Here is a 7,443-nt window from a genome sequence, read left to right as displayed (position 1 = left end):
ATGCGGCCGCCGCGCCGATCGAAAGGCCCGCAGCTTTCACAATGTGACGGCGCGAGGCAAGGGCGCTGGTTGTTTTGGGCATCATTTCGCTCCCGGGCTTTGCTTTATCTCACCACATGTGCCGGCTTCGTGGAAGCCGGGACAAAGACGACACGCGACGGCGTTCCCGCGGCGCGAGCGCCCGAGGTTTGGTGAAAAACGTCCCGCCCTCGATTAATCGAGGGCGCAGGGAATGCCGGATGCACGGTCGCACCCGCGGCCTCGCGTGCGAAATAAAAAAGCACACGAGTAAGTCCACCACAGGTCGGCCAGACTATCCGGCACTCCCTGCGCGAATGGCTTTACGGCTTACTCCGCGCTCTCCCCGGTGATCGGGCTTTCTTGTCACCGTCATCCCTGAGAAGCGTTAGCTTCTTAAGAACTTGATGCCAGCGTCGAGGCATCAGGACCACATGGCTTCGCTGTACGCGACGTGCGCACTCGTCTCGTGCGCCGTCGGCGTCCATCGCATCCCGCACCAACGCTCGTGACGATCGCGAAACGCCCCTTGGATTTGGCGCGGGATAACGCGAATCGTAAGTGTGATTTGGGTGAAGCGCGAAGCGGAATTTTTTTATCCGCCCGACTGGACAGGGCAAATCAGCTTGAGCTGCAACGAGAAATTCGATTTTTGGCGCACGCGATTTTTAAGGCAAGCGTCGCGGAAACAGGGACATCCACCGATCCAGCTGTGCTTTCCGGGGACCGATCTCCGCTTCGCTCACGAAGTGACGTAGTTGCTACGCAGCGGCGAAATGACGCGATGGGACGTTGGCTGACATCGCGCGCACGGAGCGCGGATTGGGAGTAGTCTCCGCGCCTGCCATGCGGTCGCGCACCGCTCACGGCGCCGCGCTCCGCCTGAGCTCCATCACCAGATTGGAGGGCACCATGCGGATGATTTTCCCCTTGCCGCCGCTTCTCGTCGCAGGTGCGGCGCTGGGCGGCTTGTTTGCACCGTTCGCCGTTGGCGGCAACCCAACCGACAGCGCGGCCGTCGCCGCCGCTACCGAGCGACAGCCCGGCGCCAATGTCGCCGTCTGTCATGGGCCGGCGTCGGGTGGCGTAACCCGCGTCATGCTGCGCCTGGCCCAGACGCGCACGGAGGTGCCGCAAGCGGAAATGCAGGCCGCCTCGCCGGCAGCCGCTTTCGCCGACACAGATCCGCCGCTGTGGGAGGGGCTTGGCGGGGTGACATACAAAATCACGACCGCGAACGAGCAGGCGCAGTCGTATTTCAATCAAGGGCTCCGGCTCACCTACGCCTTCAATCACAGTGAGGCGCAGCGCGCCTTCCGCAAGGCGCAGAAGCTCGATCCTGACTGCGCCATGTGCTTCTGGGGCGAAGCGCTGGTGCTCGGCCCCAACATCAATCTGCCGATGCAGGAAGACGCGGTGGCGCCGGCCTTCGCGGCAGCCGAGAAGGCGCGCATGCTCGCCGCCAAGGCGACGGCGCGCGAGCAGGCGCTGATTGCAGCGGTCTCGACCCGCTACGCCAAGGACGCGAAGGCGGACCGCGTACCGCTCGATGCCGCTTATGCGTCAGCCATGGAGAAGGTCGCGGCGCAGTTCCCGGACGACAACGAGATCGCGGTGCTCTACGCCGAATCGGTGATGGACGTCAGCCCGTGGAATTACTGGCAGCCCGGCGGCCACGCACCAAACCCACAAAGCAGCCCCATCGTGCCGACTCTCGAACGCGTACTGGCGCGCGACCCGAACCATCCGGGCGCAATGCACTATTACATCCACGCGGTGGAGGCATCCGACCGGCCAGAGCGCGCCGAGCCCTATGCCGACCGGCTGCGGGGAGCCATTCCCGGTGCCGGCCACCTCGTGCACATGCCGAGCCACATCTATTACCGGGTCGGGCGCTATCTTGACGCGCTGGCCGACAACAAAACTGCGATCGGGGTGGACGAAAAATATCTGACGTCGACCAATGCGCCCATGGGCGTGTATCGCCTTGGCTACTACCCGCACAACGTCCATTTCGTGCTGGCGTCTGCCCAGATGGCGGGCGACGGACCCACCGTGATCGCGGCGGCGGAGAAGCTGCGCGGTCTCATCCCCGACGAGGTCGCGCGCGGCATCGCACTGGTGCAGCCGGTCAAGGCAGCGCCCTACTTCGCCCATGCGTTGTTCAGCCCTTCCGCAGTCGTTCTGGCGCTCCCCGATCCCGGCGACGCCATTCCCTACGTCAAGGCGATGTGGCACTACGCGCGCGGCACTGCCTACGCGGCACAGGGCGAGTTTGCCGCCGCCAAGGCGGAGGCGACCGCGATCGCGGCGCTTGAGGGCGGGGATTTCACGTTGCTCAATTCCTCGGGCGTGCCGGCACAGGACGTGCTGGCGCTGGCGCGCACTGTCATCGAGGCCCGCGTCGCGCAGCGTCAGGGCGACAAGGCTGCAGCGATCGAGCGGTTCGAGCGGGCGGCTGCGCTGCAGGACGGGCTGCCCTACATGGAGCCGCCCTATTGGTATTACCCGGTGCGGCAGTCGCTCGCAGCCGCGCTGATGCAGGCGGGCCGACTTGACGAAGCCGAGGAGCAGTTCCAGCGCGCGCTCAAGCGTGCCCCCGGCAACGGCTGGTCGTGGTACGGGCTAGCCGAACTTTATAAGGCGCGCGGCAAGGCCGACCAGGCGAGCAAGCTGGAAGCGGACCTTGCCAAGACGTGGGTCGGCAACCGACAGCAGCTGGAGCTGTCGAAGTTGTGACCCTCAACGCGTGGTGCCGCTGGTGGTCGTTTGATTCCAACATTCGCAAAAGTGCTCGCCGAGACGGGATGCGAATGTTGGAATCGGACCACTAGTGGAGCCGATTTGACGTTCGTTACCTATCGGCGGCTCGAAATGATTGTCTCGATACTCACCGCGCCCTTCGCTCCTGCCATTTTTTTTCGCCGATCAGACAGGGCACGCGCGGCTCTTTCTCGGCGGCTGGGACGATCCGGCGCTCCGGCGTGCGGCCTGCAACTTCGAGAACAAGCTTGGTGCGGATCGCTTCCTGGAATTTTTCGCGATCCTTGATCGCCATGATGAAGGCGCCCGGCCCTCCGATCACGCAGTCCTCGTAATAGAGATCGAGATTCTCGATATCGATCATCGACGATGGCTCCTTCACCATGATAGGCAGGCCGTTGATGATAATTCCCTTCGCCAGCGCAGCGTCGCGCGCGCCGGTTACGGGGGCTCCGTCGTTGTTCGGCCCATCGCCGGAAATATCGATGACGCGTCGCAACCCGCGATAGGGATTCTCCTCGAACAGTTGCACGGCGAAATTAATCGCGCCGGAAATCGAGGTACTCGAACCTCGGCGAACCGGCGTTTTCATGATCTCGGCGGCCACGGCATCCGCCGATTCCGGGCCGTCGATCACTCGCCAGGGAATGATGATCTTCTCGTCGCCCGACATCGACCACTCGAAATAGGTCACGGCCACGTTGCCGCCCGGACCGGCCCTCAGCGCCTGCAGGAAGTCTTTCGAGACGATGGCTTGTGCGTAGCCCTCGCGCTGAATCGCCAGTTCGTCCAGATCCATGGAATAGGAGACGTCGACGGCGATGACGAGCTCGACATTGACGGACGCTACATTGTGCCTGGCGTCGGCGAATCGGGAATTCGGACCCGGCGCGGCAACGCCGGCAACGTCACCTCCGACTATCGCCCCCGCAACAAGCACCGCCCCGACCGAGACACACCAGCGCATGGCGGCCCTCCCGACCATTCACAGAGGATGGTGACATCCAAAACGCGCCGCGAAAAGCGGAAACACGCAATTGTGTTCATGTCCGATCAATCGAGGTGTGATCGGGGACCATGAGGAAAAGCGCGGAAACGACCGCTTCTTGTCGAAAGCGCCGTTTCGATCTGGTGCCAACCTCTTCCGGTCTGCCCCCGACAAACGGACATTCTCGACATCCGCTGCAAATTCGATTTTGGCGTACCGCGGCGGCGTTCCATGCCGTCAGCGACCGGCAAGAGCGTGACTCCCGCCCAGCGTTTGTTTCTGGCCTTCGCGGAGGCGATCGGGAATGAAAGTTACGGCACTAAAAGAACTTTGCCGATATTCCTGCGATCTTGGACGAAATGATGCGCTTGTGGAGCTTCGGCGAACGGGAAGGTGCGCGCGACCCTCGGCTTGATGGCGCCCTGTGTCCACAAGTTCAATAGCTGATCGGCCCATTGGCGCTGGCGATCGATCTCACCCCACATATGGCCGAGGTTGACGCCGAAGACGCCCTTGTTCGCATTCATCAGCGAAAGCGGGTTGAACTGGAACCAGGGAACGCGGGCAAGCGTAGCCAGCATTCCCAGAAGGCTGCGTTCCTTGCCGCTCACGGCCGCGGAAATACCGAAAATGCCAAGCCGTCCTGTTGGTGCGAGAATGCGATATCCTTTTTTCCACGACTCGCCGCCGACGGCGTCGAGAATGAGCTCGACGCCGCGGCCGTTGGTGATTTCCCTCGTGCGGGTCTCGAAGTCCTCCGTTCGGTAATCGATCAGGTGGTCGGTGCCGAGCGCGCGTAATTCGGCGTGTTTGGCCGCGGACGCAGTGCCGATGACGTGGGCACCGATGTGCTTTGCGATCTGGGTTGCCGCAATGCCGACGCCGCCGCCGGCCGAATGGATGAGGACCGTCTCGTTTGCCTTAAGACCGCCCATGACGACGATAAGCTGCCAGGCAGTGAAATAATTGACCGGGATCGAGGCTGCTTCCAACGCCGACATGCCAGGCGGGCGAGCGAAAACCTGCCTGATCGGGACGCATACAGTATCGGCATAACCGCCAAATCGGGTCGCCGCCAAAACATCACGGCCTGCCCAATCCGGCGCGACACCCGCACCAACAGCATCGATGTGGCCGCTGACCTCATAACCAGGCACGACCGGGATGGGAGGCAGGTCGGGATAAAGACCCAGGCGGCCCATAATGTCGGCGAAATTAACTCCGCTTGCCTCGACGCGAATCCGGACTTCGCCGGCCTTGGGCTCTGGGTCGGGCGCTTCTTTCACCTCGAGAACTTCAGGCGCGCCAGTCTTCGTGATCCAGATTTGCCGCATGACGGCGACCTCGGCATTCGGGCTTAGAGCCCAAAATTATATAAGAGCCATTTGGAAGATTCGAGGATGGCAACGAAAGGCACCGCTGGCGTGACGCCATAAAGGTTACACACAGCCTGTACCTCATTGGGTCGCTGGGGCTGGCTTTCTCCAGCCACAAATCTTAGCGGCATTGGCGGTGGCCGCAAGGGCCGCTGCAATGCTGTCCGTGCACGAAGAGGCGCCAGACGATCTTCGGAGAAAAGAACATGCGCTATGCTTTGATCATCGCGATGTTGCTTGGGTCGACGTTTCTTGCTCAGGCGGAGCCGCTCGAGCGTGAAAAGTGGGTCGGACAGACTGCACGGGCAAATAAAGCTTGCCTCGGCAAATTTCGACAGAAGTTCGGGGAAGGAAAGGACCGCAACTACGCTGATTGTCTAGCGGGTCAAACCAACAAGGAAATCGATACCTGCATCGGCGCTGGCGAGTTCTCCAACTGTGTTCGCCAGCGATCATTGAAGGTATTGGAGGTGTGCGACCTATCGAAATGTTGAGCTCCGCATCGCCAATTCGGCGCCGCACACCCGCCGGACCTCGCGCGGAGACACGGTCGCGGCCGCCGGCTGATATGGCGGCCGCGGTCTGCCGGACCGTCACGCCGGCTCTTCGACCAAGGTGAGTTCGGACACAAGCACCTTGCCCTTGGTTTCCGGGCTGTACAGCAACGTGAGGACGAACACGATCGCCGCACCGGTGGTCGAGATCAGCATCGGAACGGTGAAGCCGAGCGGCTGGTTGAGCGCGAAATAGGTCAGCACCGGCCCGGTGAAGCCCGCCCATATCGCGCCCTGATGATAGCAGAAGGCCGACGCTGTCGCCCGCACCTCGGTCGGAAACCGCTCCGACAGATAGGCAGGGTTCTGTCCATAGATCGCGCCAAGAAACGCGCCCTGCAGGATGAAGGCGCCGGCCACGAACGCGTAGGATTCCGGAAACAGATACAGCGGCGTGATCAGTGCGCCGATCGCCCCCGGAATGATCATCGCCCATCGCCGGCCCAACACGTCGGCGACGTAACCCCAGAAGCCGCTCGCCAGGAACGCAACGAGGTTCGCCATCGCGATCGGCATGGCAACCATCGCAGCCCCCAGATGCAGGTCCTTCTGGAGATGGGTGGCGAACATGCCGTAGACCGAGTAGTAGATCACGAAACCGCTCGCCATCCACAGGCAAGCCATCATGGTATTGCCAAGGATGCGCGGGCGGAAGATTTCGAACAGCGGAACGCGAAATTCCTGATGCTGCTCGCGTTGGATGCGGCGGTTCTCCACCCACACCTTCGGTTCTTTGACGTACATGCGAATCCAGACCACCGTCAAAGCCGGCAGAACGCCGAGAATGAGCAGGCCGCGCCAGCCGATCGTGTCGTAGAGCAGCCCGTAGGCCAGACTCGAGAGCAGGAAGCCGATGCTCCAGGACCCCTGCAGCACACCGCTCATCAGGCCGCGCGAGCGCGCCGGCCAGGACTCCATGGCGAGCGCAGCGCCGGCGGGCCACTCCGCACCCATGCCGATGCCGAGCAGCGCACGGAACAGGAAGAGCAACGCAAAATTTGGCGCAAGGCCGGCGAGAAGATTACAGATCGAATACCAGAGGATCGAGATCATCAGCGGCGTCTTGCGCCCGACGCGATCGGCGAGCCAGCCGGAGCCGACGGCACCCACCAGCCGCAGCCATAGGGTTATGGTAAAGACCGCCGTCACCTCGATCAGCGGCACGTTGAACGATTCCGCGATCGGCACCATGATCAGCAGGAAGATGGTGAAGTCGAATGCATCGAGGGTCCAACCGAGCCAGGCCGCGATCCATGCGACCCACTGATCCTTGGTCGGCTCTTTCCACCACGGCACCTGGCCGGGCATCTCGGCCGTCATTGTCATAGGCGCTCCTCCTCCATGTCTGCCTGGGTGTGCTTGTTCTTATTCTGCTTTTTCTCCGTTTTATCGCGCGCGCGGCCACCATCGCCCGACCAGGAAAGTCGGGACCCAAAAAGCGGCTGTTATCTCAGAAAGGGTGACGGCGTCCGCGGCTCGCCGCGATGGCGGCAAGACCAGTGGCGGCAAGACCGGTGGCGGCAAGACCGGTGGCGGCAAGACCAGTGGCGGCAAGACCCGAGCCGGTGTCGATATCCTGCGCCGCGCCATCGACGGCTCCGAGAGGCTGCACTATGCCAGTCATCGTCGCGGGCGCAGTATGTCCGTGCGGTCGCGGGATAGCAAGGGCGACAATCAAGAAGAACGGCATGATGAGCTATTTGCGCGTCAAATTCCCGGTGCAAGGCTTCCTGGAGGCTTTGCA

General features: G+C 62.4%; 7 protein-coding genes. 3 read left to right on the top strand and 4 right to left on the bottom strand.

Annotation, left to right across the window (positions count from 1 at the left end):
• Together VNX23_RS07875 and VNX23_RS07870 are read left to right on the top strand one after the other, a co-directional pair.
• A partial coding sequence (locus tag VNX23_RS07875) for a hypothetical protein (protein ID WP_325628772.1) occupies positions 1–217 on the top strand: 217 nt, incomplete at its 5' end.
• Positions 218–930: 713 nt separating this feature from the next.
• Positions 931–2,757, top strand: coding sequence for a tetratricopeptide repeat protein (locus VNX23_RS07870; RefSeq protein ID WP_325628770.1), 1,827 nt, complete (start codon positions 931–933; stop codon positions 2,755–2,757).
• Positions 2,758–2,908: 151 nt separating this feature from the next.
• Here VNX23_RS07870 and VNX23_RS07865 read toward each other — a convergent pair whose 3' ends face one another.
• Together VNX23_RS07865 and VNX23_RS07860 are read right to left on the bottom strand one after the other, a co-directional pair.
• On the bottom strand, positions 2,909–3,748 hold the full coding sequence (locus VNX23_RS07865; protein ID WP_325628768.1) for a DUF1194 domain-containing protein: 840 nt from the start codon (positions 3,746–3,748) through the stop codon (positions 2,909–2,911).
• A 332-nt stretch (positions 3,749–4,080) separates the two neighbouring features.
• Positions 4,081–5,103, bottom strand: coding sequence for a medium chain dehydrogenase/reductase family protein (locus VNX23_RS07860; protein WP_325628766.1), 1,023 nt, complete (start codon positions 5,101–5,103; stop codon positions 4,081–4,083).
• Between the two features lie 248 nt (positions 5,104–5,351).
• Between VNX23_RS07860 and VNX23_RS07855 the strand changes: the two genes are divergently transcribed.
• On the top strand, positions 5,352–5,639 hold the full coding sequence (locus VNX23_RS07855) for a hypothetical protein (protein ID WP_325628765.1): 288 nt from the start codon (positions 5,352–5,354) through the stop codon (positions 5,637–5,639).
• A 99-nt stretch (positions 5,640–5,738) separates the two neighbouring features.
• Here VNX23_RS07855 and VNX23_RS07850 read toward each other — a convergent pair whose 3' ends face one another.
• Positions 5,739–7,025 carry an MFS transporter gene (locus VNX23_RS07850; RefSeq protein ID WP_325628763.1) on the bottom strand — a complete coding sequence of 429 codons (1,287 nt, stop codon included), beginning with the start codon at positions 7,023–7,025 and terminating at the stop codon, positions 5,739–5,741.
• 124 nt (positions 7,026–7,149) lie between these two features.
• Positions 7,150–7,323: a hypothetical protein gene (locus VNX23_RS07845; protein ID WP_325628761.1), complete on the bottom strand. Its 174-nt coding sequence runs from the start codon at positions 7,321–7,323 to the stop codon at positions 7,150–7,152.
• Positions 7,324–7,443: the final 120 nt, after the last annotated feature.

Source organism: Bradyrhizobium sp. (assembly GCF_035570375.1).
In the GTDB taxonomy this organism is placed as follows: Bacteria; Pseudomonadota; Alphaproteobacteria; order Rhizobiales; family Xanthobacteraceae; genus Bradyrhizobium.
This window is presented reverse-complemented; position numbering and strand designations above follow the sequence as displayed.

Excerpts from the sequence above, each read along its gene's own strand:
- VNX23_RS07870 (WP_325628770.1), top strand. The coding sequence starts at position 931 with ATGCGGATGATTTTCCCCTTGCCGCCGCTTCTCGTCGCAGGTGCGGCG.
- VNX23_RS07865 (WP_325628768.1), bottom strand. The coding sequence starts at position 3,748 with ATGCGCTGGTGTGTCTCGGTCGGGGCGGTGCTTGTTGCGGGGGCGATA.
- VNX23_RS07860 (WP_325628766.1), bottom strand. The coding sequence starts at position 5,103 with ATGCGGCAAATCTGGATCACGAAGACTGGCGCGCCTGAAGTTCTCGAG.
- VNX23_RS07855 (WP_325628765.1), top strand. The coding sequence starts at position 5,352 with ATGCGCTATGCTTTGATCATCGCGATGTTGCTTGGGTCGACGTTTCTT.
- VNX23_RS07850 (WP_325628763.1), bottom strand. The coding sequence starts at position 7,025 with ATGACAATGACGGCCGAGATGCCCGGCCAGGTGCCGTGGTGGAAAGAG.
- VNX23_RS07845 (WP_325628761.1), bottom strand. The coding sequence starts at position 7,323 with ATGACTGGCATAGTGCAGCCTCTCGGAGCCGTCGATGGCGCGGCGCAG.